This window comes from Paenibacillus sp. Dod16, from assembly GCF_049893405.1.
GTDB lineage: Bacteria > Bacillota > Bacilli > Paenibacillales > Paenibacillaceae > Paenibacillus_AQ.
In genome coordinates this window covers 44,555-66,965 of the sequence record NZ_JBNDYG010000041.1, presented here as the reverse complement: position 1 = coordinate 66,965, position 22,411 = coordinate 44,555, and the positions used below count along the sequence as shown (strand labels likewise).

Genomic DNA, 22,411 nt, shown 5'->3' with positions numbered 1-22,411 from the left:
TCATGAATAGGCTCATTTTACCCCTAAAATTTTTATATATTTACCAAATTTTGAGTGCAATTTTCATTGTTTTGCGTTACCATAAAGATAGATATACGGAAAAAAATGTAGATTATTGAGATGAAGGGTAAGGGGCGGACGACATGGATATTTTCAAACGCATCGTACTTCTGATGGTGATGTATGCCTTCTCCGCGGTACTTCTGTATGTAGCCAGTCAGCACACGCCATATCTGCTTCCTGTCATCTGGATTTCTGCGCTTATGCTGCTGTTATGCGGCATCGGCTATCTTGGATACCATTATTTCTTTAAAGGACGCAGAAAACGAAGTTAATCGAAGATACGTACAAGTCTGCCTAACCGGGCGGGCTTTTTTTGTGCGAAAAATAAAAAAACCGTTTGAATCACTTTGCAGTCTTATATACAGTGATGTAAACAAGCGAGGCAGGTCGGACAAGGGGAAGGGTAATCGGATGATAGATCATAATGAGCTTGCGGCTGCTGCATGCAGAGGAGACGAGGAAGCGTTCTATGCACTCGTGACGGAGCACCGAAGGCGCCTATATGGAATTGCGTACAGTTATTTGCATAACGAGAGTGACGCACTGGAGATATTGCAGGAGACGGTGTGCAGGGCTTGGGTGAAGTGCCGGAAGCTGAAGCATCCGGAGGCATTTGTCCCTTGGCTCATTCGGATCCTGATTAACTGCTGCGTGGATGAGCAGAAACGAAAAAAACGCATGGTTCCGGTTGAAGAAGTGCGCAGCCAGGAGACGGCTGCCGAGATGGTCAGTGACAGCAAGCTGGATCTGGAGCGTGCGCTCAGCCGGATGAAGCCCAAATACCGCCATGTGCTGATTTTGAAATACTATCAGGACATGACGATCAGCGATATTGCCAATATTCTCGATGTTCCGGAGGGTACGGTCAAAACCCGGCTGCATCAAGGATTAAAGCTGCTGCGGCAAAAAATCGAGCCAGGAGGTGCCATATTCCATGTTTGAGAAGGAAGAGCGAATGCTCAAGGAGATGAACAGGGACGCGGAGATCAGCGCAGCGGTTGTATCCGATGAAGCATTGGACGCAGCGGTGCGAAGCGGGATGCGAAGAGGACGGCGCACGCACCGGAGCCGGGCCCGAATGGCTACCGTTTCTGCCGTGGCTATAACCGTTGCGGCTGCGCTGCTGTTCGTCGTATGGAGCGGGAACGAAGGGCTGGTAAATCCCAAGGAGCAAATGGCGGCTCAAGGGCCGTATCCGCCATTGACCGGGTTTGATTTCGGAGAAGATATTACGCTGAATTCAGCCAACAAACACGGCATGATTCAGCTGGTGGATCAATCGGCGACCAAGGGGGATTATACGGTAACCGTCAACGGGATACTTGTAGGCTCCCAGCAGATGGAGGTGTTCTATACGATCCAAAACCGTGCGGAGAATCCCGCAGATTTAAAGGGTGTGGAGATGAAGCGCCGGGGATCCAGCGAACCGCTGCCTTATAGTATTGGGTCGTCGGGTGGAAACGAGATTAAGCCCGGCTCCGACAAGCTGTTCCATTCCCGATCGTACATTCATATGGCTGAGAATCACGCTATACCTGAGGAACTGACGTTATCTTTTAAGATTGCCCCCTATTCGACAAATACGGCTTATGAAACCTCGGCAGAGAACCAGCAGGTGCTCGATATTAACGTATCCGTTGATATGGAGACAGTCCGGAAGTATATTAGCACGATTCCGCTCAACAAAATGCTGCAGATTGAGAGTCAGCGGTTCTATTTGAAAGAAGCCGTGTTGTCTCCTGCCGGTATCGTCGTGAAAGCAAACATCCCATCCAGCAATACGATGAAGGTATCCGGTTTATGGGATGTGTATTTGGAAGCCGTGGTTAACGGCGAGAAGATCAGATTGAACAGCGATTCCGCCTTTTTGCCCGGTGCAGGCGGCGGAGACATGACTTACTTCTTTGACAGCAATATATTGGAGAAGCCGGAATCGATCACGCTGAAAGCGAGCGGATTCCAGGCGGTGGACCCCTCGAAGATGAAACTCGTGGTGGATACGGATAAGAAGGAGGTCATTCGTTCACCGGACGGCGACCTTCGATTCGGAGAGTACACGGGGCATACGCTGACAGTTGAATACGAAGAACAGGCTGACCGGCATATGGGCAGCGTGTCGATTGAACCGGAGTTTGTGGATGGAGAAGGGAAAAAGCATAGGATCAACGAGGATGCAGGGGGGCTCAGTGCCTCGTCCCAATCCTCATCGGATTCTGAGGTAAGCCTCATTACGCAGTATATTCACCTTAAGCCCGGGGTTTACCCTCAGCCGCTGACATTTACGTTAAGCAGTTATCCTGGTGTCATGGAGCAGGCATTCGAGGTGCCGATTCAATAAACTTAAAGATGCTGAAAGCTCATCAGGATAACCACAACGCCGAATGCGATGGCCACTTTGCCGGCGAATTTTAGATACCATATTCTCAAATCGCTGAGTTCAATATCATCCCTGGTTCTTCAAAACCACCATGAATGCGGATTTCGGATGGCGTATAGCCCAATCGCGATGAATGCGATGCCCATTAACACTGTTAATATAAAGTTGATGAACAGAGGTCAATCAGCTCCTTTCTTTAACGATAATACGCAAGGTTAAATAATGAAGTTCCAACATGTGTAAATAGGAGAGCATCTCCATTTAAAGTGATGCGCCAGAAATGAGGATTAGAAAAAGGAACCGATTCCGACCATAAAGGCCGGAGAACGGTTCCTTTCTCATGTATTTATATCTTGAAACAAGGGCTTGATGACGCTATTCCTTGTGCGCGGTAGGGGAGCTGCCTTCGTGTCCCTTGGCATCCAGGAGTTCAATTAGAGCTTTGGGCACTCCGTTGAGCAGCAGCCACTCACGAAGTGTTTCGATGGCCCGGATATGGCCATTCCCCTCATCCCGCCAGGTCAGCAGCTCGACGACCTTGATGACGAGGAGCATGAGCTCCATTTTGTCATGCTCGGTTTGGTCTGCGCGGATTTTTTGGAATACGGCTTCTTTCTCCCAATCCAGCAGGATCTCTTCACCAATGGTTGGTCTCATGAGTGAATAGCTGTAATCGCACTGCGGGCAGAGTACCGTGGTGAACTGTTCTGATTTGAACGTAACCCGGATATCCGCTTGACACTGACGGCAGTGAAATTGGACTTCAATTGCTGAGTTCGTTTCCATATCGATGATGCCTCCTTCGAAGAGAAAGGTATCTACTTATACCCAATAGTCGGTAACTATGACCCATCGTCTTGGTAAAACCTTTGCCGATAAACTCTATACATGACGCTGGTAGGGAAGGAAGAATATCAATCGTATGGCTTTACACGGTGGGTACAAAAAGAAAACCGTGAGCTCCCCTCGCCGGGGAATTCACGGTTAAATCGAACTCATTATGCCAATGACCTATTCCAGCTCCAGTACATCATAGATCAGCCATTTGCCTTCGGTTTTCTTGAGCCAGTAAAGGGAGGTCGAATGGATGATTTCACCGTCGGCATCATCGGTTTCTTCAGCGTAGACGACGGCGTCTTCCCCTTGGAAGAAGACCGTTCGGAGCTCAACTGATTTAAGGTTGAAATTCACCTCATCGAAGATGCCTTCCGCAATGCTGGTTTTGAACATCTCGTGGAAGGCCGATTCCGGATGAATAACCGACATGAGCAGCGGACCATTCTCATCATTGAAGCCCTTGGACTGGGTGTCAATGGTCGCAACTATGGCTTTTTGTTCCGCTTCCGGCACTTCCGGATGAGCTTCCAGCAGTTCATCTCCGACTAGATATTCCGTCTCGTAATGGCTCAGATCATAGATTTTCCATGCTCCCGACGCGTCCTTCTTCAAGAGATTCTCGTAATGGAGCGTAGCATCCCAAGCAAAAGGCCCGCTGGTGCGGTCGAGGGTCACACTGGTGTAGGCATGGATCGACGTTCCGGCTACCGTTACTTCCCATACGTCAGCGGATACATGCAGATCGTTCTTGAATTGGTTCTGATAATTTTCTTGGATTTCTGCAAAAACAGGAGATTTTGGATGGAAGGCGCTCATGACAGCATCCAGTTTCTTGGCATTACCAGCTTCTTCAATTGTATGATAAAGCTTCTTCACCTCGTCGGTGGCGTTGTCGATTGCACCCTCCCGGTCGATCTTGATGGTACGTGACTTGGAGTCCCACTTCACGGGCAGTCCGGTGGCTTCCGCTACGAAACGAAGGGGAACCAGCGTGTTGCCGCCTTGCGTGAATGGGGCGATCTGAAGCGTGGTTTTTGCGCCATTGACATAAGCGGTCTTCTGCCCGATGGTCATCTGCAGCTTCTGATCGAGGTATGTACCCGTTACCTGTTTATTTCCGCTGTTCCAATTGACTTTATAATCCAGGGCCTGAAACAGAGGGCGGAATTGCACGAAGGTAACTCCATTTTTCATAATAGGGGCTGCCTGAAATTTGATTTCCTGGTTATCGAGGTAGACTCGGATATTCCCTTGAATCTTTGCCGGAGCGGCTTGCGTCGCGCTGGCGAACAGGAACAGAAGAGCGAATGCCAGTAGGCTTATTTTTTTCTTCAATTGGCTGTCATCTCCTTCAACGAATGATAGAATAGAGGGGTAATTGTGGTAATCGTACATGATAAAACCAATGCTAGCAATAGATTTCTTCGTGAGTAATAAGGGGTAGAGCAACGTGGCGGCGGCTTGCCGGTTCGAATTGAAAAAAGGCGGTAAGCACGAAGCCCTTATGGGTAATACATAATAAGGATCAGACCGGGTCACCGGAACATTCATTAGACAAAGGAGTGGATCACATGACAGCAGGACAGGAACTGATATTTTACATAGGAACCTACGGTTCGGATGAAGAGAATCGCATTCATTGGGGGGCGATGGATCGGGGTACAGGAGAGCTCCGTCTCTTAGGCGGTACGGCGGGTATTGAAAACCCTACCTATCTGGATTTCGATGATTCCATCTCCGTACTGTATGCAGCCAGTGAGAAGGGCGAAAGCGATGTGTCGGCTTATTCAGCCAATCTGGTAACCGGTGAATTAACGCTGCTGAATGTTCAGTCTACCGGCTCATCCGGTGCGTGTCATGTATCCCGGACATCGGACGGGAACTACCTGCTTACGACAGGGTACAGCGATGGACATATATCGGTGCTGGCATTAGAAGAAGACGGTCAGATCGGAGAGCTGGTCTCCAAGATCAAGCACAGCGGACGCGGTCTTCGCGATGACCGTCAATCGGAAGCGCATCCGCATTCGATATTTGAAGACCCCGTCAACAAGTATATCGTGGTCAGTGACCTGGGCATGGATGATGTGAACCTGTATCGGCTGGAGGAAGGCAAGCTGGTCACCCACCGCGAGATCAGTCTTCCGCCAGGCTCGGGCCCAAGGCATGTGTCCTTTCATCCATCAGGCAAGTGGGTGTATGGCACGAACGAACTGAACAGCACGGTAACGGCATACGCAAACGATGGGACATTTGGGGATTTGAAAATATTACAGCATATATCGACGCTGCCAGAGGATGTAGTGTTGGATAACAACACATCGGCCCACCTGCTGGTGTCTCCTTGCGGCCGTTATCTGTACGCCTCCAACCGGGGCCATGACAGCATCGTTCAATATGTGATCGACCAGGAGACCGGTACGCTTCGCGCAGTTAACTGGGTGTCTTCCGGCGGTAAAACGCCGCGCCACTTCAATATACTGCCAGAGGGCTTTCTGCTGACGGCGAATCAGGACAATGGTTTGATCGCAAGTTATCGGATCGATCCGGACACGGGTAACCTGGTCTCTACGGGTTATACACTAGAAGTTACACGCCCGGTATGTATCTGTCCTGTAGAGAAGGCAAAGGCGAATAAACGTTAACTTATATAAAGAAGAAGCAGCCCGAAGACCCGAAAAATGGGACGTGAGCTGCTTCTTTTTTTGGTGTTCTTCGCCCGTAGCAATGCACAAACCTCCGCAAAGAGAGGAAACAGGCTAAGCAGGGTCATAGGAAATCATAGGAATTCATAGGAATTAATTGGTTTAAAGATTCATTCGATGAATAATTAATGCGCAAAGATATGATTGCCGATCTGCAGCACTTGCGGTCTGGACCAGATCCATTTGCTGGTCGCTGTTTTGGGATTGAAATAATAAAGGGATTCATAAGTCGGATCCCAGCCGCGAACGGCATCCAATGCGGCCAGATATGCGGTCCGGTTCGGGGGCAGCCAGTATTGTCCATCGTCTACGGCTGTAAAGGCCCCTTTTTGAAAGACAACGCCCCGAATATCATTCGGAAATTCGCTGGATTGAATGCGGTTCATGACAACGGCCCCGACGGCAACTTGTCCTTTGTAAGGCTCACCGCGGGCTTCACTGTAAATGACTCTGGCCATGACATCCATTTCGGATTGATTTAACGTATATTTTTTCAGCTGTCTCCAGGTTTGTGCGCCGGTAACTCCATCGGCTGGCACACCGTATTCTTTTTGGAAACGGGTAACAGCTGTTTTCGTGTTTGCGCCATATTTGCCATCCAGCGGCTGCGTGTAGAAGTCCAGCGTTTTCAGGCGATATTGAAGTTCCCAGACTTCCCCGTTTTCACTGCCCGGCTTTAACAGCGGAGCTGCCTCCGTCGTTTGGGCGAATGCAGGCATGAACAGAAGAATACTTAGGAAAAGAGCAGAAATTATTTTCCTAGTTGGCTTTCTTATGGTGATCATCTCCTTTGGGGTTGAATTATAAGGATGGAAGCGGGTTCATACAACCCTCAGTAAATGGAAAACCGCGCTGTGACTGCGTTCGCGGGCCAAAAATGGTTCTATGGACCGGGGGGTCCCATACTTGTAATTATTTGAAAAAAAGGTTTGACAGCAGAGGATGGACTTATTACAATAGCTACATAACATACTAAACAGGTAGGAATTATAATATTTTGTTCTCACCGTATCGACGGAGGAACGCTCAAGGATCAAGAGCAGGCACGGTAGCAAACCGGCTTGACTCGTTCTGATGAGCCTTCCTCCGTCTTTTTTTTGCCATACGGCCTGTTTAGTAGAGAATACCAGTGGGAGTGATCCATATGAAAAAGGTGTTGAAGCAAGGGGTTCTCATCGGATTGACCATGATGTTGACGGCGGCGCTTACGGCTTGSGGTGMAGATAAAACAGAGACAGTTGCAACCGCCAATGGAGAAGCGCCTGCTTCGGGTTCAAGCAAGCCGAGCGTGGAACTTCTCAATGTTTCTTACGATCCGACCCGCGAGTTGTATGACCAGTACAATAAAGCATTCGCGGCGCATTGGGAGAAAGAACAAGGCCAGAAGGTAACGTTTAAGCAATCGCACGGGGGTTCAGGCAAGCAAAGCCGCTCGGTAATCGACGGTTTGGAGGCGGACGTGGTGACACTGGCCCTCGGATACGATATCGATGCAATCCGTCAGGCCGGATTGATCAATGAGGGCTGGGAGAGCAAGTTCGAGCATAACAGTGCGCCTTACACCTCGACGATCGTTTTCCTCGTCCGCAAAGGCAACCCGAAAGGCATTAAGGATTGGCCGGATCTGATCAAGGAGGGGGTAGAGGTTATCACGCCGAACCCTCAGACCTCCGGCGGCGCACGGTGGAACTACCTGGCGGCATGGGGCTATGCACTCAAGGTTAACCATAACGACGAAGCGAAGGCACAGGAATTCGTGAAAGAGCTGTTCACCCACGTGCCGGTGCTGGACAGCGGCGCACGTGGTGCAACAACCACTTTTGTAGAACGTGGAATCGGGGATGTGCTGCTGGCTTGGGAGAATGAAGCGTATCTCTCGATTAACGAGCTGGGACCGGACAAATTCGAAATCGTGAACCCGTCGGTTAGCATTTTGGCGGAACCGCCGGTTGCCGTCGTGGATAAGAATGTCGACAAGCGAGGGACCCGCGAGGTAGTGGTAGCGTACCTGCAATATCTATACAGTGAAGAGGGACAGACGATTGCGGCGGAGAATTACTACCGTCCGACGCTTGCCAGCGTGGCTGACAAGTACAAGGAGAAATTCCCGGCCATCGAATTGTTTACGCTCAAGGATGTGTTTGGAACATGGGAAGAGACGCAAACGAAGCATTTCAATGACGGCGGCATCTTTAATCAGATTTACGTGCCAGGCAGCTGATCGGCATAACCGCCGAAGGCAGGAAAGGATGAGTGGACATGGCTGTACTTCGCGTACAGAAGCAAGGCAGAAATCATCGCAGGGTGCTCCCTGGTTTTGGAATCGGCATGGGACTGACCGTCCTTTATATGAGTTTGGTTGTGCTCGTCCCGCTGTCCGCGCTGCTGCTCAATCAAACCGGACTAACCTGGGAGAAGTTTTGGTCGGTTGCAACCGATCCGAGGGTGCTGGCCTCCTACCGGGTTAGTCTGACGACAGCGGCGCTGGCCGCATTCGCGGATACGATATTGGGGTTGCTGCTGGCTTGGGTGCTGGTGCGGTATGATTTCCCCGGTAAAAAATTGTGGGATGCGCTGATCGATTTGCCATTCGCCCTGCCGACGGCCGTGGCGGGGGTGGCTCTAACCGCGATCTATTCCGCTAATGGCTGGATCGGATCGCTGCTGGAGCCGCTAGGGATCAAGGCGGCATTCTCTCCCTTAGGCATTACGCTGGCTCTCATGTTTATCGGCATACCGTTTGTTGTGCGGACGGTACAGCCGGTGCTGGAGGACGCGGAGCGGGATACGGAAGAGGCGGCTGCCACGCTGGGGGCAGGCCGATGGCGAACGTTTAGCACCATCATTCTGCCAACCCTGATTCCGCCGCTGTTGACCGGATTTGCGCTTGCTTTTGCCCGGGGGATCGGAGAATACGGCTCCGTGGTTTTCATATCGGGGAATATGCCGATGAGGACGGAGATTGCGCCGCTGCTGATCATGACAAAGCTGGAGCAATTTGATTATGCCGGAGCGACGGCAGTTGCCTTAATATTGCTGCTCATCTCTTTTGCACTGCTGCTCGGCATCAATATTTTACAACATTGGTCGCGGAAAACCGCGCGTTAAGGAGGGGATACCATGGCTGGAACTGTATCCGCTGCCGTTCCCGCAGCGAAACGAAATTCGCCGTCCTCTCCGGCTGCAGCGGAGAAGCCGTGGGTGAAATGGACATTCATAAGTTTGGCTGGGCTTGTGCTGTTGTGGCTTATTGTCCTGCCTCTCATTACGGTGATGTCCGAAGCGCTTAAGAAGGGATGGGACGTCTATATAGCAGCCTTATCCGATCCAGATGCCCTATCCGCGCTTCAGCTGACTTTACTGGTAGCGGCCATTGCGGTACCGCTGAATTCGATGTTCGGCGTCATCGCGGCATGGACCATAACGAAGTTCCGTTTTAAAGGGAAAAATCTGTTGATTACGCTGCTGGATCTGCCGTTTGCGGTATCGCCGGTGATCGGCGGGTTAATCTTCGTGCTGATCTTCGGTCGGCAGGGCTGGTTCGGCCCTTGGCTTGAAAGCCATGGTATCAAGATTATTTTTGCCGTGCCCGGCATTGTTCTGGCTACATTGTTTGTCACGTTTCCCTTTGTGGCAAAGGAACTGATCCCGCTGATGGAAGACCAAGGGACGAAGGAAGAGGAAGCGGCAGTAACGCTGGGCGCCAAGGGCTGGCAAATATTCTGGAGGGTTACCCTGCCCAATATCAAGTGGGGGCTATTGTACGGCATCATTCTGTGCAACGCCAGAGCCATGGGCGAGTTTGGGGCCGTGTCCGTTGTATCCGGTCATATCCGCGGTGAGACGAATACGCTGCCCCTTCACGTCGAAATTTTGTACAACGAGTATCAGTTTTCGGCATCGTTTGCGGTGGCCTCATTATTGTTGTTATTAGCCATCGTAACCCTGCTGCTGAAAAATTGGTTTACGCGAAAAAATGACCATTGACAGTCGTTTCCAACCCATGCTAATGTTAATTCATACTATATAGGTTGGAAAAGAATGAATAATGAACGCGTGCAGGCAGATGACCACTTCGACTTGTGGGATAAGTAAATAGATTGGGGCTTTGCCCGGTGAGGAGGCGTATCCATGGCTAAACCTTTAAAAGTGGATGAAATGTGGCTCGAACGCATAGCAAGCCTGCTGAACGACATGGAATTCGGTTCGCTGCAAATTGTAGTGCATGAGGGTCAGATCGTTCAGATGGAACGAACGGAGCGCAAGCGTTTCGAGAATACGGCCTCCGGAGCGGTCAAGACGTCCCGGGCATCCGGCCAACAACGAAGAACGAGCACAAGATGACCCCGCAAGGTTGTCGAGTATCGAGATAAGAACTTCCATCGATGCCATGAAGTGCACCTTATCCAGTAGACTTTGGAAAAACACCCTGGAGTGTTAGCCGATGTAGTCTAAGGGAGTGCGCTTCAGCATTTATGCGGGAGTTCTTTTCTTTTTTGTAGGAACATAGGAATGCGGTATGGAAGAGCGTGATATCCGATAATATCTGCCTGCCCCAAAGGATTGCGAAAATAAAAAAACAGCCCGGCCGATGAAATTCGGTGCGGGTTGTTTTTCGTAATAATACTCATGTCGCTGTTGTCTTATCTGGACCGCAGAGGACTGCTGCTAATCTCCGGTTCACTGGAATGTGCCGTCTCACTAAGAGGGTCGTGATCTCCCGCAGGATGAAGAAATTGTTCCATTAGCTCCGGGTGCCCGGCATAGGGCCGCTCACGCCGCTGGCGAGTGGCCGTAACCCGGAAACCCGCCAGATACAGCAAGAATTGGGTAGCCAAAACGTAAGGTGAGGCCTCGTTCCAGATCAGATTAAACAGGGCTGAAGCTACAATCAGCAGATGCAGCACGGTATAGATAACGCCATGCGTTCTTCTTCTGGAGTCCATCAACAGCCGATAGAAAGAGATCGTGGCAATCATGTTGGAGAGCCATAGACACCATACCTCGGGGTTTGTCCAGACAGAGGATTGCCTTAGTTCTTGAACGAGAATCGTCGTCCATAGAATTGCAGCACCTAGTGAAAGGGCAGGTATTGCAGGTTTCAAGAGCAGCCATAACCCCATACCCCAACCTGGTTTCTCGAGCCGTCCAACCAGCTCGTCGCGCTCCTTCATAAGCCTGTTGATCTCGCGGTCCAGCAGCTTGTGAAGTGTTGTCAATCTGGATTCATCACGATCGCTTAGAAAGGTATCAATCTGTTCGTGGAGCTCCCGAGTCAACAGATCAGCGGATTTGCATTCCTGCAGAAGCCGGATAAGCAGATCCTCGGGGACAGCCGTTCGGGTCGGTCGATTGATAAGGGTTCCCAGAGGCCCGGCCAGTCTGGTGTAAATCGTCAAGGACTGACGAATGCGGGCGAGTGAATCCTTGCGTGCGCCCAGTAGCCGGGATGCACTGTATATGTACAGGCCCGTAAATACCGCAGTGGCAAGAAGCACAGCCACAAGCGTGTCGAGTGAGCCAAAGATATCATTCATCCATTCCGTAAGGGACAAGCGGATCCCTCCTTCAATATTCTACCTTTCACTATTGCACAACAAGGGAGGGATTTCAAGCTGATTCGGTAACAGGCAGCTATGGAGAGCATAGGGGGTTGCGTATAACGTTACGTCATATCCTATAGTCACCTTAGGAGGGGATTGAAGTGAAACGAAAAAAAAGATGGGTACTCTTGGGTAGTATTCTCATTGCGATACTAGCTATACTGACGGTAATAGGCTTCCTATTTAGAGATGACGGGTCGTTAAGCGGTTTTGTTACAGAGGATGGGCAGAAGGAATATGCGGCAGCTTATGGTGAGGCGATGAGTCACTTACCAGAACCGGTTGAATCGATTAAGGTTCATACCGATTTTGGCGTGGTACAGCTCTACAAGTTCCAGGGGAGCGATACACCGGATAAAACACCCCTGCTGCTGCTTCCCGGTAAAGGATCTGCCACTCCCATGTGGGAGGCCAATCTAAGCGGCTTTCTAGAACACAGGCCTGTATACACCCTTGATTTGATAGGAGAGCCGGGTTTAAGCACAGAAACCAGACGGATTGAAACCGCTGCGGACCAAGCAGCATGGTTAGGGCAAGTGCTGGATCAGCTGCCGGAATCAGAGATCCACCTATTAGGGCTTTCGTTCGGCGGGTGGAGTGCGGCGAATGTGGCGCTCAAGCATCCTGAGAAGATTCACTCGCTCATATTACTGGACCCTGTCTATGTGTTTGGCCCCATTCCACTGAAAATGATACTGGTATCCATTCCGGCGTCTGTGCCTATGGTGCCCAAACCGATCCGGGAGAAAATGCTCAGCTATATATCCGGCGGGGCTGAAGTTGATGACAGCGACCCGACCGCCAAATTAATCGAAACCGGTATGCGGACATTCAAGAGCAAGCTGCCTATGCCGGAAGCCATCAAGCCGGAACGATTAGCTGAGCTGACGATGCCGGTGCTCGGTATTTTAGCTGGACAATCGACGATGCACCATGCTGAAAAGTCGTATCAAACGGGGAAGGATTCTCTGAAAGACCCTAATAGCGAGATGGTCGTATTTGAAGATGCCTCGCACGCAATTAACGGGGAATACCCTGAAGAGTTACTGGAAACAATAGAAGCTTTTTTAGCGAAAATCGAGTAAGGGACGGGAAGGGATGGGTTCATGGAAAAAAAATATTCCGTAAAAGAACTCAGTCAATTGTCGGGAATAACTCCGCGAACCATTCAGTATTACGATAATGAAGGGATTCTTAAGGCGGAGCGGGATGAGCTGGGGCATAGAGTATATTATGATAAACAGCTGTATGTACTTGAACAGATTATGTTCTATAGAGCCATCGGTTTCTCTTTAAAAAAGATCAAAGAACAATTGATCGTGGGCACCGAGGAGCAGGATATCGAGAACATTCTAGATTACCAGGCATCGGTCCTCTATTCACAGAAAGAGAGTATCCAAGCCAAGCTTGACGGATTGCATGTCGCAAAGGAAATGATGAAAGAAGGTTACACCGTACCCTGGGAGCTGTTAGCCCATCTCATGCGTTCATTGAATGAGGTTGATATGTCGGCTTGGAAAGAATACGAATTTTCGGAGGAAGACTCTCGACTATTTCGAACAGTATTTAACTCTGAGCAGGCGGCATTGGGTTTTTACAATACGTTCAGAAAAATATCGCTGCAAGCTGCAGCTTATAAGGCCTCAAACGTTCCCATCGAGTCCCGTTTAGCCAGAACCTTAGCCGAAGAATGGCAACGGATGGTTCAACGTGTGACACATGGCGACGAACGGATTCATGCTGCCTTCTTAGCAGTCGATAGAAATCGGGATCAATGGAACAAGGGAGAGCGTCAGCTTGTAATGGAAGCAGAACAATATTTGCAGGACGTCTTGAAGCGCTATCCTGATCGTGAATGAGCTGCATTGCAGCCCAGGTTCTGCTTCCTATGCAGGAAGCTTAAATCGTACTCTACTGTTTACAAGGCTAATATTTTTTTGTTGGCAAACAATTTTTCCCCAAGGCAACATAAGGGACCGAGCCGCATATAGTATATGAATAAGACGGTAGCATCGTAAGAGAGGGAGGGGCCGGGGGATGGAAGTGCAGGTAAAAAAAGGGCCGCTACAACGCGCGAAATTGACGGTCGGTTATGTACTGCTTCTCATGTTGACGGTTTAAGAGCGAGCAGGCCTTTTACCGATGGAAGAGGATGAGTTCCTTCATCTAAAATATAAAGATGGCGCCAGAGGAAAACACCCTCTTGAAACGCCATCTTTTTTATTCCCATTATGAAATAATCGCGATGTTATCGATTGGAGTCATGCAATGCTTTCCAGTATCTATAGTCATGAATGGCGAACCCGGAGAACGAAGGGTGCTTCTCCGCTTTGATACATACCTTGGACAACTGTTCCTCCATATAGGACGTGCCTTCCTCAAAAAAGGTGATGTAAGCTCCCTCATTGCTCGATTTGGTCTCTACGGCAATTAAGGCTTCCTTGCCAAGTTCATCGGCTTCCTTAAGCTCGGCAGCAGCGACTTTATAAATGGTATCTGCCTGATCACGATAGGCCATAATGACGACCTGGTCAAACTGCTGGATCATCCACCGACTGATCGACATCGACTGGTCCGGCAGCTGATAGCCGTGCAGCCAGAATGTCATGTCGGAACCGATGGGCAGATTCAGTGTGTTCGCTTCATGGACCAGATAACGGACGCTCGCCTGCCATTGCTTTATCACGGAGGCCTGGTTTGTTTTCCACTCGGGCAGCACATGGGGCTCGATATCGACATGAATGCCGGTGAAGCGCTCATTCGGTGCAGCGGAAGCCTGATATTCAGCAGTCCATTGAATGAAAGTCTCCAATCGGTGACGCTCCGTTTCCAGCGCCCAGTTAGGAGCGCCGCCTAGGACATGAACCGCGATCCCCTGTTTGCCTGCTTGGCGGATAAAGCTGCGGTAATATTCGGGCCGAACATCGCGGTTCATCTGCAGATAGAGCACATTGACTCCTTGATTGGCGGCAAAATCAAGAATGTCTTCAGCCGAATCTTGAATCTGCGGCGTATCCCAGAACCAGGTTGCCTTCTGGCGGGGTTCGGCCGTAGCGGCATCAGGCTGAAGGGACAAGCTGCTAAGCAGCAGCAGACTGCCTGCGAGACAGAGGGCCAGCCAGCGGACGTATTTTTTTTTCATAATATGGATAATCTCCTTTACATACGATTAGCTCATAGGATAACGACAAATTCCAACAAATACACAACATTAGTATTGCGATGTAAGTCATTATTCAAGATATATATATTCGTAAATATGCACTTATGTACTCTATCGGCGAAAGTGATATTGTGATACATAGGCCTAAAGATCTATTATTTTGAGGGAAAATGAACGAATGGAGTTTGAAGAGGTCTACATGGGGATAAGTAAATAGGAGGTGTGACAGTCCGAAACGGCTATAGACGGCACCAGGTGTTTATAATACTACTTAAGATTCAAGAAGAGCCATTCATCACCAGGGGTGATGTAGTATAATTTCTAAGCGAAGGAGCGATGAACATGAAGGTAGCATTAATTGGAGCAAGCGGCACGATCGGGAGACGAATTACGGAGGAAGCGCTGCGACGGGGGCACGAAGTTACTGCGATTTTGCGTAATCCGGATCGATTGGATGCAGAGCATGAGCAATTAAAGAAAGTTAAAGCGGATGTAATGGATCCTTCATCATTAGAAGAGGCGATTCAAGGGCATGATGCTGTCATTAGCGCTTTCGGCCCGAAGTTCGGCCGGGAAGAGGAACTCGTTGCAGCCGCACGCACGATTGTGGAGGGGACGAGACGCGGCGGCGTAACCCGCCTGTTGATCGTTGGCGGCGCTGGCAGCTTGATCGCTGACAGCGGCGTACCGCTTATGGATACCCCGGAATTTCCGGAGGAGATCAGGCCGCTTGCCCGTGCGCATGCGGATGCTTACGATCTGTATAAGGAAAGCGATCTGGAATGGACGTATGTCAGTCCGGCAGCGATTATTGAGCCGGGGAAGCGTACCGGACAGTTCCGGATCGGCATGGACCGCCTGGTGACTGACGAGAGCGGAAGCAGCCGAATTTCGGTTGAGGATTTCGCGGTAGCGGTGATCGATGAGCTGGATGATCCGCAGTTTATTCAGTCCCGTTTTACCGTTGCTTATTAATAGACAGGCATCCTGAGTCGCCAAAGCGTTTGCGTAGGATATATCGAAGCAAAGGGGAGAGCTTGGATGTATGTTGTGACGTCTGAACAGATGAGGGCACTCGACAACCGTACGATTCATCAAATCGGGATTCCGGCCATAGCTCTGATGGAGAATGCAGGTAAGGCGATTGCCGAGGAAGTCCTGAAGCTGTGCCTGGAGCGTGATAGAGTGAGCCGTTCTCTTAACGGAGCTGCTGCTGGGACAGCAGGAAAGGCTCGGTCCTTCATGTCCGAGGACGGGCGAGGGGAACAGCGGCTATCCTCACCGGAGCATTCGGCAGCGGCGGAGGCTCTTATCGCCGGGGATGACCTGGCTCTGGAGATGAGCCGTCCGTCGCCTGTCATCGACGGAGACGCTCGATTGCCCACCGCGCTTGCGGCGCAGGAGCACTGGCTCATTCTGGTGGGCAAGGGCAATAACGGCGGCGACGGGGTGGTCGCCGCCCGGCATTTGCGTGACGCAGGTATACGCGTCACGCTGCTCTATGCCGCCGAGCCGTCCGCGCTAGCCGGCGAAGCGGCGGTGCAGCGGGATGCCGCGGCAGCGCTTGGCATCCCGGCTCTGGTCCACGGCCATGATGCCGTGGACTACGGCGCGTACACCGGCATCGTGGACGCGCTGCTCGGCACGGGCGCGGCGGGCGCGCCCCGCGGCGCTTACGCCGCGCTGATCCAGGCCGCCAATGATAGCGGCCTGCCGATTGTGTCCGCGGATATTCCGAGCGGACTGGACGCCGATACCGGCGCGCGGCACGAGCCGTGCATCTCGGCCGCGGTGACGGTATGCCTCGCATTCCTGAAGCGAGGCTTGGTGCAGTACCCCGGCGCCGAGGCGGCCGGCCGGGTGGTGGTCCGCGCCATCGGCATCCCGGCATCGCTGTGCCGGGAGCAGGGCGTCAGCACGCATCTGCTCACCCCGCATGTCCTTCGGACCGAGTTGGGTGTGGACGTGTCCTGCTACCGCTCGCCGGATGGACACAAGGGCACCTACGGTCACGTGCTGACCGTAGGGGGCAGCCGCACGATGAGCGGCGCAGGCCTGCTCGCTTCCCGGGCAGCACTTCGTGCGGGCTGCGGCCTGGTGACCTGGGCGCTCCCTGCAAGCCTGGTGCTGCCGCTGAGCGGAGCCGCGCCCGAGGTGATGCTTGTCCCCGCCACAGGCGAGGAGAGCGGCGGCTACTGGGATGAGGCCTCCGCGGAGCAGGTGCTGGAACTCGCCAAAACCCGCGATGTGCTGGCCGTAGGTCCGGGACTTGGCCGTTTTGAAGGAGATGCCAGATGGCTTCGCCGTTTGTGGGAAGAATGGGAAGGACCGCTGGTGGTGGATGCCGATGCGCTGAATATGCTGTCCGCGGCCGGTGATTTCGGCACCTGGAAGCCGCGCGGTGCGGCAACCGTGCTGACTCCGCATCCGGGGGAGATGTCCCGGCTGCTGGGTATCCCAACCGCCGAGCTGCAGCGGGACCGGATCGGTGTCGCCGCATCGTTCGCGACCGGGCACGGGGTTACCCTCGTGCTCAAGGGGGCGCATACCGTCGTGGCTTCGCCGGACGGACAAGCCTACATCAACACAACCGGCACCTCCGGCATGGCGACGGGAGGCACCGGGGACGTGCTGACCGGCATCATTGCCAGCCTGCTGGCGCAAGGATATGCCGGTCCGTCTGCAGCCGCGCTTGGCGTGTGGCTGCACGGCCGTGCCGGCGAGCGGGCCGCGCGACACCGGGGACATCCCGCCTCGGTCATCGCCGGGGATGTCATCGAAGCACTTTGACGCGAAGAGAAAGGCCCTCATCGAAGGGCCTTTTTTTCATGGAAGGCCAGTTAAGTCGCTTGAATCAGATCACCCAGCATAACAGGGGAACGACCAAGGCAAAGAACGGGGTGGCCAGAGAATTGCTGGAGAACGCGTGCTTCCCCCACAAGAAGATGAGCAGTGTTAAGGCTCCCGCTGCTGCGCGCAGCCAGAGCTGCTCCGGGTTTCCGCCTGTGAATAGGGCGAAGAACAGAAATCCGACCGCTCCGTACACGGCGGCTTGTTTACCCTTATGCAGGGAAGGCAAGAACGAGAGTATGGCATCTGCCGCAAGGGATGCAGTCAGCGCGTAACCGTATACCCAGTGCTCTTGCGGCAGATAAAGGCCTAGCCATTCCGAAGCTCGATCAGCGCCGGGAGACCACACCCAATCGAGCAGGCTCAGCAGCAGCACAACGATGCCGGCGCTGGCCAGCTTGTTTAATGCATAAAATCCCATGTCCATCCGGCCGGACCGTTTAGGAATTCCCGTGTTCATGGTACACATCCTCTGCTTGTTATTCATAGCTTCTCGAACGCTTAAAGCACCGCTGTTAACTGGTTACCATCTGTCCCCCGTTGACGTGAATAGCCTGACCCGTGACAAAAGAGGAACAGATGGACGACGCCAAGTAAACATAGGCAGGTGCCAGCTCATAGGGTTGTGCCGCCCGCTTCATCGGTGAATCCGTTCCGAACACGGCGACCTCTTCGGCAGGGAAGCTGGATGGGATGAGCGGCGTCCAGACCGAGCCGGGAGCGACGGAATTGACGCGGATGCCTTGATCGACGAGCGAAAGGGCAAGGGATCGGGTAAGGGAAACGATGGCGCCTTTGGTAGAAGAATAGTCGATGAGCTCCTTAATTCCTTGATAGGCGGTAATGGAGGCCGTGTTGATGATCGATGCCCCGGATTTCATGTGGGGCAGCGCAGCTTGGATCATGAAGAAAAAGGGAAAGATGTTCGTTTGATAGGTATGATGCAGCTGTTCCTCCGTGATGTCCAAGATGCTGCGCTGAACATACTGGACGGCATGGTTGTTTACAAGCACATCCAGCTTGCCGAAGTGGGCTATCGTCTCGTTTACTACGGCTTCGCAGTTCTTTTTATACCGCAGGTCGATCTTCATTAAGAGGCAGCGTCTGCCGAGCGACTCAATGCGCTGCTTCGTCACTTCCGCATCCGAAGTTTCATATAAGTATGGGATGACCAGATCGGCACCTTCCTTGGCAAAAGCAATGGCCGCCGCTTTGCCGATGCCGCTGTCCCCTCCGGTTACAATGGCGATTTTGCCATCCAGTTTACCGCTGCCCCGGTAGGCGGGATCCTCGCTGATCGGACGCGGTGACATGAGGCTTTCAAGACCGGGCTGGCAGTTTTGATGCTGGGGAGGGAACGCGATGGGCTGTTCCTTGCATTCGGTTTTGGAGCCTACGTATGGAATGGGCTGCTGGGGATTCATTTCCTTCCTCCTTTGATATACAGAGTATTTTCGTTGAACGCCGATGCTTTATCTCTATGCATCCGCCCAGTCGGGGGTGCCGTTTATGAACAGAATAGGAGAAAGGTCGTGCGCAAACGCGCGGGTTACAGATTTTTTACGATGTCTTTCGGGCTATTGGAGCGAGTGTAATGGTTGGCGAATCGCCAAGGTTCAATTGCCGGAGCTGCTGCATTGACAAAAGCGCGGACACATTGATACGATGATACTAATTCTGACAAGTTTGCTCTGATTTATATGGGTTGACGTTCGAGAGGACCTTACATAGCGATCTTATGAATGGATGAGATGGCGACACTATAAGATAAGCCGAGGTGAATGATTATGGCGAAAGCTGTTATTATTAACGGAAGTCCTACAGCCGGATCCCGATTGAATGCGGTTATGGAATATGCGGAGCAGGCACTGACTGCTGCGAATTTCGAGGTTAGCCGGATCGACGTGGCCGGGCTGCCGCCTGAGGATCTGATTCATACCAAATTTGAGAGTGAGCATATTGTCAAAGCGAACGGGCTTGTGGCCGAGGCCGATGCCGTGATTGTGGCAAGTCCGGTTTATAAAGCTTCGTTTACCGGTGTTCTGAAGACCTTTTTAGACCTGATTCCGCAAAAAGGCTTGGCCGGCAAAATCGTGCTTCCGATGTTTATCGGCGGCAGTCTCGCACATCTGCTGGCAATTGATTATTCGCTCAAGCCCGTGCTTTCTTCGATCGGGGCCCGTCATATTCTTGGCGGCGTGTACGCGGTGGATGCCCAGGTGGCACGTACCGAGGATGGCGGATTTGATGTAGCGGACGTGCTTCAGGAACGCTTGACCTCCGCGATGGAGGAATTAATTGAAGAAACCCGTTACCGGACAGAACGCGCATAAGGATGGCATGAGTGGACGGCAGGGATATGAAAGCGATAGAGATCATATGGAGGGATACCATTTGCAAAAGCTAGTATTTTTTGTCGGCGTGGCCGGTACAGGCAAGACAACCGTAGCCAAGAAGCTTGCAGTCCGTATACCGGCTGCATTTCTCGACCGTGATACGGTGGGGGGACGCTTTGTTGAGAAGTTCCTGGAAAGTAACGGACTGGATCCGAATGACCGCGATTCTTCCTTTTATAAAGAGAACCTGCGCGATCTGGAATATGATACGACCAAGGATATTTGCATCGAGAACCTGGGTGCCGGACAAAATGTTTTTATGATTTCTCCGTTTACCGCCGAGCTCAAGAATCGCGAATGGATTGAAGAAGTCATTGCATCGGCAGGGTTAACGAAAAGCGACGTTGACGTGAAGGTCATCGTGGTTGCGCTCAAAGACATGGATTTGCAGAAGGAGCGCATCATTGACAGACAGACCGAGCGGGATCAGTGGAAGCTGGATCATTGGGACGACTTCAAGAAGCGCGTCGATTTCGTGCCGGAAGTGAACTGGGACATTCCGCAGACATCCATTAAGGTATTCGATAACAGCGGCGATTTGACGGAAGAGAAGGTTGAGGAGCTCTATCAGTTTATCGTAAGCGAGTAGCATATCAGAATAACACCATTCGATATCGTATAAAAAAAGTGCGTCATACCAGGTGCCGGCGAGCCCTGTGATGGCGCATTTTTATTGAGTATCGACGAGGCATCAACATCTCGAGGCAATACCCCCTATTATGGCGTGAAAAAGGATGTTCGTATTCACCCTTCAGGGAAACGCCCCATGCTTATGTTCGGAAATATCGAGCGATGGTCCTGAATTGGAACTATTGGCATGATATATAGTAGAGTAGTAATTATAGGTTTCACAATCGAGGAGGGAAAGCGCTTGGATAACGCTGCTATGCTTGCCTATCTACGAAGCGTTGTGTTAATGAGGGATCGCATCCCTTCATTTCATGAATATCCTTTTAATTTGCCGGCCGTTGCGGCTTTGGACGGTCTTCATTTTCATCCGAAGGTTACTTATATCGTAGGCGAGAATGGCATGGGCAAATCCACGCTGCTGGAGGCGATTGCTGTAGCATTGGGTTTCAATCCGGAGGGGGGCACCATCAATTTCTCTTTTTCCACGGCGGAGACGCATTCTGTGCTGTATCAATATATCCGTACGGTTCGAGGAGTCCGGAAGCCGCGGGACGGTTTCTTTTTCAGGGCGGAAAGCTATTATAATGTGGCCTCCGAGGTTGATTCACTGGCGCTTTGGCATTCCTATGGCGGAAAGTCGCTGCATCATCAATCCCATGGTGAGTCCTTCTTTGCGACGTTTCTGCACCGCTTCGACGGCAACGGACTGTACATCATGGACGAGCCGGAAGCGGCCTTGTCGCCATTTCGCCAAATGGCGCTGCTCCGACGCATCCATGACCTGGTCCAGGAAGACTCGCAGTTTATTATTTCCACCCATTCGCCAATTGTTATGGCTTATCCCGATTCCATCATCTACAAGCTGACTTCCGAAGGGGTGGAAGAGTCGAGCTTGGAGGAAACGGATCATTATATGATTACGAAGGAATTCGTGAATCGCCGGGAAGCGATGCTGCATGAATTGTTTGCGGACGATGAGGAATAAACGGGAAAGATAAGGGCATGTAAGATCGCATAGATCTTGCGTGCCCTTTTTATATAGGAGCCTGTTATCGTACCGAGCGTTTCGAGTCAGGGGAATGATTGGTAGTTTTCCATCCGTAGATATTTCTAATGTTAAGAATCATGGATATTCGAAATCCTGAAATAAACTTAGAACAATTTAAGTAATTAGTCAGTTATACCTCGATAAATGGGATAAAATAGAATTATAATCATGAAAATGGTGTTTACAAGTTAGAATCATTGAACTAAAATAAGAAGCGAGGTGAAAAACTCTGGAGAACGGAAGAGAAGCAAGCGTCGAGAGACTCATGGACATGTATCGTGAGTTATCGGATAAAATGACGAGCCATCGGGTCGTATCTTTTTTGAGTCACTTGAGAAAGAACGATTTAACGATGAATCAGTATAAGATCTTAAGTTTGATCGAGCAGCAGGGTCCGCTGCTTCCGAATCGGTTGGCTGAGCATATGGAGCTTAAGGCTGCAACGATCACGTATTTAGTGGACGCTCTGGGACAGCGGGGGCTGGTGGTTCGAACGCCAAATCCCAGTGATGGACGCAGCCACTATGTCAATCTTACGGCAGAAGGCCGGCAGCTTGTGCTCGATGCCCGCAGCGAAGGAGATTATGCCGTCATGGAATCCTTCAAGCAGCTGGATGAGGATGAGGCGGATAACCTGTATATTTTACTGCGATTGCTTGGCAAGAAATTATTTCCATAACCAAAGACCAAACTCTTTGAATCCCGCCTCCAGCTCTGTTAAACAGATCCGGGCGGGGTT

General features: G+C 51.4%; 23 protein-coding genes. 16 read left to right on the top strand and 7 right to left on the bottom strand.

The annotated features are described in order from the left end of the window. The first annotated feature begins 143 nt into the window (after positions 1–143). The 3 genes from ACPV3A_RS27460 (at position 144) to ACPV3A_RS27450 (ending at position 2,401) form a co-directional block, all read left to right on the top strand. The gene (locus ACPV3A_RS27460) at positions 144–335 is read left to right on the top strand and encodes a hypothetical protein (protein WP_071222164.1); all 192 of its coding nucleotides are present in this window, start codon (positions 144–146) and stop codon (positions 333–335) included. Positions 336–474: 139 nt separating this feature from the next. After that, a complete protein-coding gene (locus ACPV3A_RS27455) occupies positions 475–1,005 on the top strand; it encodes a sigma-70 family RNA polymerase sigma factor (RefSeq protein ID WP_426202567.1) in 531 nt (176 codons plus the stop codon). Further along, positions 998–2,401, top strand: a complete 1,404-nt coding sequence (locus tag ACPV3A_RS27450; RefSeq protein WP_426202565.1) for a DUF4179 domain-containing protein — start codon at positions 998–1,000, stop codon at positions 2,399–2,401. The genes ACPV3A_RS27455 and ACPV3A_RS27450 overlap by 8 nt, the downstream gene beginning before the upstream one ends. A gap of 414 nt (positions 2,402–2,815) precedes the next feature. On the opposite strand, the gene ACPV3A_RS27445 is transcribed toward ACPV3A_RS27450, so the two are convergent. Both ACPV3A_RS27445 and ACPV3A_RS27440 read right to left on the bottom strand, forming a co-directional pair. Then, positions 2,816–3,226, bottom strand: coding sequence for a hypothetical protein (locus ACPV3A_RS27445; protein WP_339295485.1), 411 nt, complete (start codon positions 3,224–3,226; stop codon positions 2,816–2,818). 225 nt (positions 3,227–3,451) lie between these two features. Continuing rightward, the gene (locus ACPV3A_RS27440; protein ID WP_426202563.1) at positions 3,452–4,612 is read right to left on the bottom strand and encodes a stalk domain-containing protein; all 1,161 of its coding nucleotides are present in this window, start codon (positions 4,610–4,612) and stop codon (positions 3,452–3,454) included. 236 nt (positions 4,613–4,848) lie between these two features. Between ACPV3A_RS27440 and ACPV3A_RS27435 the strand changes: the two genes are divergently transcribed. Continuing rightward, complete coding sequence (locus ACPV3A_RS27435) at positions 4,849–5,922, top strand: lactonase family protein (protein ID WP_194540734.1); 1,074 nt, start codon at positions 4,849–4,851, stop codon at positions 5,920–5,922. Between the two features lie 185 nt (positions 5,923–6,107). Here the strand turns inward: ACPV3A_RS27435 and sleB are convergent, their stop codons facing one another. After that, positions 6,108–6,767 (bottom strand): spore cortex-lytic enzyme, encoded by a 660-nt coding sequence (gene sleB / locus ACPV3A_RS27430; RefSeq protein ID WP_426202561.1) that lies wholly within the window; start codon positions 6,765–6,767, stop codon positions 6,108–6,110. 359 nt (positions 6,768–7,126) lie between these two features. Between sleB and ACPV3A_RS27425 the strand changes: the two genes are divergently transcribed. From ACPV3A_RS27425 to ACPV3A_RS27410, 4 genes are all read left to right on the top strand, one after another. After that, complete coding sequence (locus ACPV3A_RS27425; protein WP_426202559.1) at positions 7,127–8,203, top strand: sulfate ABC transporter substrate-binding protein; 1,077 nt, start codon at positions 7,127–7,129, stop codon at positions 8,201–8,203. A gap of 38 nt (positions 8,204–8,241) precedes the next feature. After that, entirely contained in the window at positions 8,242–9,090 is an 849-nt protein-coding gene (cysT, locus tag ACPV3A_RS27420; protein WP_426202557.1) for a sulfate ABC transporter permease subunit CysT, read from the top strand. A gap of 12 nt (positions 9,091–9,102) precedes the next feature. Further along, positions 9,103–9,969, top strand: coding sequence for a sulfate ABC transporter permease subunit CysW (cysW, locus tag ACPV3A_RS27415; RefSeq protein ID WP_426202555.1), 867 nt, complete (start codon positions 9,103–9,105; stop codon positions 9,967–9,969). Positions 9,970–10,113: 144 nt separating this feature from the next. Beyond that, positions 10,114–10,326 (top strand): YezD family protein, encoded by a 213-nt coding sequence (locus tag ACPV3A_RS27410; protein WP_426202553.1) that lies wholly within the window; start codon positions 10,114–10,116, stop codon positions 10,324–10,326. A gap of 299 nt (positions 10,327–10,625) precedes the next feature. Here the strand turns inward: ACPV3A_RS27410 and ACPV3A_RS27405 are convergent, their stop codons facing one another. Next, on the bottom strand, positions 10,626–11,537 hold the full coding sequence (locus ACPV3A_RS27405) for a hypothetical protein (protein WP_426202551.1): 912 nt from the start codon (positions 11,535–11,537) through the stop codon (positions 10,626–10,628). A 149-nt stretch (positions 11,538–11,686) separates the two neighbouring features. Between ACPV3A_RS27405 and ACPV3A_RS27400 the strand changes: the two genes are divergently transcribed. Both ACPV3A_RS27400 and ACPV3A_RS27395 read left to right on the top strand, forming a co-directional pair. Then, on the top strand, positions 11,687–12,670 hold the full coding sequence (locus ACPV3A_RS27400; RefSeq protein ID WP_426202549.1) for an alpha/beta fold hydrolase: 984 nt from the start codon (positions 11,687–11,689) through the stop codon (positions 12,668–12,670). Positions 12,671–12,691: 21 nt separating this feature from the next. Beyond that, complete coding sequence (locus ACPV3A_RS27395; protein ID WP_426202547.1) at positions 12,692–13,444, top strand: MerR family transcriptional regulator; 753 nt, start codon at positions 12,692–12,694, stop codon at positions 13,442–13,444. 389 nt (positions 13,445–13,833) lie between these two features. Here ACPV3A_RS27395 and ACPV3A_RS27390 read toward each other — a convergent pair whose 3' ends face one another. After that, on the bottom strand, positions 13,834–14,727 hold the full coding sequence (locus tag ACPV3A_RS27390; RefSeq protein ID WP_426202546.1) for a hypothetical protein: 894 nt from the start codon (positions 14,725–14,727) through the stop codon (positions 13,834–13,836). A gap of 363 nt (positions 14,728–15,090) precedes the next feature. On the opposite strand from ACPV3A_RS27390, the gene ACPV3A_RS27385 reads away from it, so the two are divergent. Together ACPV3A_RS27385 and ACPV3A_RS27380 are read left to right on the top strand one after the other, a co-directional pair. Further along, positions 15,091–15,723, top strand: coding sequence for an NAD(P)-dependent oxidoreductase (locus ACPV3A_RS27385; RefSeq protein WP_194540744.1), 633 nt, complete (start codon positions 15,091–15,093; stop codon positions 15,721–15,723). Between the two features lie 66 nt (positions 15,724–15,789). After that, the gene (locus ACPV3A_RS27380) at positions 15,790–17,538 is read left to right on the top strand and encodes an NAD(P)H-hydrate dehydratase (RefSeq protein ID WP_426202544.1); all 1,749 of its coding nucleotides are present in this window, start codon (positions 15,790–15,792) and stop codon (positions 17,536–17,538) included. 64 nt (positions 17,539–17,602) lie between these two features. On the opposite strand, the gene ACPV3A_RS27375 is transcribed toward ACPV3A_RS27380, so the two are convergent. Together ACPV3A_RS27375 and ACPV3A_RS27370 are read right to left on the bottom strand one after the other, a co-directional pair. Further along, positions 17,603–18,058, bottom strand: coding sequence for a hypothetical protein (locus ACPV3A_RS27375; RefSeq protein WP_426202542.1), 456 nt, complete (start codon positions 18,056–18,058; stop codon positions 17,603–17,605). A 55-nt stretch (positions 18,059–18,113) separates the two neighbouring features. Beyond that, positions 18,114–19,022 (bottom strand): SDR family oxidoreductase, encoded by a 909-nt coding sequence (locus tag ACPV3A_RS27370; protein WP_426202539.1) that lies wholly within the window; start codon positions 19,020–19,022, stop codon positions 18,114–18,116. A gap of 363 nt (positions 19,023–19,385) precedes the next feature. Between ACPV3A_RS27370 and ssuE the strand changes: the two genes are divergently transcribed. The 4 genes from ssuE to ACPV3A_RS27350 all read left to right on the top strand — a co-directional run bounded on the left by ssuE (position 19,386) and on the right by ACPV3A_RS27350 (position 22,351). Then, positions 19,386–19,931, top strand: a complete 546-nt coding sequence (gene ssuE / locus ACPV3A_RS27365) for an NADPH-dependent FMN reductase (protein WP_216532667.1) — start codon at positions 19,386–19,388, stop codon at positions 19,929–19,931. A 61-nt stretch (positions 19,932–19,992) separates the two neighbouring features. Continuing rightward, entirely contained in the window at positions 19,993–20,583 is a 591-nt protein-coding gene (locus ACPV3A_RS27360) for an AAA family ATPase (RefSeq protein WP_071222319.1), read from the top strand. 282 nt (positions 20,584–20,865) lie between these two features. Next, positions 20,866–21,609, top strand: coding sequence for an AAA family ATPase (locus tag ACPV3A_RS27355; RefSeq protein WP_194540765.1), 744 nt, complete (start codon positions 20,866–20,868; stop codon positions 21,607–21,609). 334 nt (positions 21,610–21,943) lie between these two features. Beyond that, on the top strand, positions 21,944–22,351 hold the full coding sequence (locus ACPV3A_RS27350) for a MarR family winged helix-turn-helix transcriptional regulator (RefSeq protein ID WP_235613203.1): 408 nt from the start codon (positions 21,944–21,946) through the stop codon (positions 22,349–22,351). Positions 22,352–22,411: the final 60 nt, after the last annotated feature.

What these genes read in the sequence shown, in the direction of transcription:
- ACPV3A_RS27455 (WP_426202567.1), top strand. Translation starts at nt 475, where the DNA reads ATGATAGATCATAATGAGCTTGCGGCTGCTGCATGCAGAGGAGACGAG.
- ACPV3A_RS27445 (WP_339295485.1), bottom strand. Translation starts at nt 3,226, where the DNA reads ATGGAAACGAACTCAGCAATTGAAGTCCAATTTCACTGCCGTCAGTGT.
- cysT (WP_426202557.1), top strand. Translation starts at nt 8,242, where the DNA reads ATGGCTGTACTTCGCGTACAGAAGCAAGGCAGAAATCATCGCAGGGTG.
- ACPV3A_RS27435 (WP_194540734.1), top strand. Translation starts at nt 4,849, where the DNA reads ATGACAGCAGGACAGGAACTGATATTTTACATAGGAACCTACGGTTCG.
- ACPV3A_RS27350 (WP_235613203.1), top strand. Translation starts at nt 21,944, where the DNA reads ATGTATCGTGAGTTATCGGATAAAATGACGAGCCATCGGGTCGTATCT.
- ACPV3A_RS27410 (WP_426202553.1), top strand. Translation starts at nt 10,114, where the DNA reads ATGGCTAAACCTTTAAAAGTGGATGAAATGTGGCTCGAACGCATAGCA.
- sleB (WP_426202561.1), bottom strand. Translation starts at nt 6,767, where the DNA reads ATGATCACCATAAGAAAGCCAACTAGGAAAATAATTTCTGCTCTTTTC.
- ACPV3A_RS27450 (WP_426202565.1), top strand. Translation starts at nt 998, where the DNA reads ATGTTTGAGAAGGAAGAGCGAATGCTCAAGGAGATGAACAGGGACGCG.
- ACPV3A_RS27370 (WP_426202539.1), bottom strand. Translation starts at nt 19,022, where the DNA reads ATGAATCCCCAGCAGCCCATTCCATACGTAGGCTCCAAAACCGAATGC.
- ACPV3A_RS27380 (WP_426202544.1), top strand. Translation starts at nt 15,790, where the DNA reads ATGTATGTTGTGACGTCTGAACAGATGAGGGCACTCGACAACCGTACG.
- ACPV3A_RS27385 (WP_194540744.1), top strand. Translation starts at nt 15,091, where the DNA reads ATGAAGGTAGCATTAATTGGAGCAAGCGGCACGATCGGGAGACGAATT.
- ACPV3A_RS27375 (WP_426202542.1), bottom strand. Translation starts at nt 18,058, where the DNA reads ATGAACACGGGAATTCCTAAACGGTCCGGCCGGATGGACATGGGATTT.
- ACPV3A_RS27395 (WP_426202547.1), top strand. Translation starts at nt 12,692, where the DNA reads ATGGAAAAAAAATATTCCGTAAAAGAACTCAGTCAATTGTCGGGAATA.
- ssuE (WP_216532667.1), top strand. Translation starts at nt 19,386, where the DNA reads ATGGCGAAAGCTGTTATTATTAACGGAAGTCCTACAGCCGGATCCCGA.
- ACPV3A_RS27390 (WP_426202546.1), bottom strand. Translation starts at nt 14,727, where the DNA reads ATGAAAAAAAAATACGTCCGCTGGCTGGCCCTCTGTCTCGCAGGCAGT.
- cysW (WP_426202555.1), top strand. Translation starts at nt 9,103, where the DNA reads ATGGCTGGAACTGTATCCGCTGCCGTTCCCGCAGCGAAACGAAATTCG.
- ACPV3A_RS27460 (WP_071222164.1), top strand. Translation starts at nt 144, where the DNA reads ATGGATATTTTCAAACGCATCGTACTTCTGATGGTGATGTATGCCTTC.